The 532-nt window shown below is 78.2% G+C and carries 1 protein-coding gene; it reads right to left on the reverse strand.

The window, feature by feature from the left end; translation table 11 throughout:
- Positions 1-532 (reverse strand): penicillin acylase family protein (locus LPA54_RS36300; RefSeq protein WP_228984783.1); only part of this gene is annotated, 532 nt, incomplete at both ends.

The following is a 532-nucleotide window of genomic DNA, read 5'->3' on the forward strand; positions in this document are numbered from 1 at the left end:
ACCCTGCACCGGGACGCGGCCGGCCACCCGGTGCAGGGTGCCGCCCTCGGTGTCGGCGGCGAGGACGACGTTGACGGGCTCGGCCCACAGGTCGGCGGCGCGGTCCACATCGGCGACGCGGCGCGCCCGCAGCAGCGGCAGCAGGGCGCCGAAGCCGAGGTCGCCGGTGACGCGGGGCGGGTACCGCAGGGCGACGGCGAGCGGGGGTTCGCCGGGCTCCGGCACTCCGCCGTCGAGGCCCTCGGGGCCGCCGATGACGACGGGCCCGCGGTCGGTCTCGACGACCTCCACCTCGACGGGCTCCTCGCCCGCGACCTCGACGGTCTCGGTGTGCCGGGCGGCCCGCCGCCACACGCCGTCCGGGCCGAGCGCCTCGATCCCGGCGCCGGTGCGGCGCAGCCGCTCGCGGTAGAGGTCCTGGTAGTCCGCCATGGCGTTGGTGATGGCCCAGGCGACCGTGCCGGTGTGGCCGAAGTGGGCGATGCCGGGGACGCCGGGCACGGCGAGGCCGACGACGTCGAACTCCGGGCAG

Origin of the sequence: Streptomyces sp. DH12 (assembly GCF_020873895.1) — a bacterium.
Classification (GTDB): domain Bacteria; phylum Actinomycetota; class Actinomycetes; order Streptomycetales; family Streptomycetaceae; genus Streptomyces.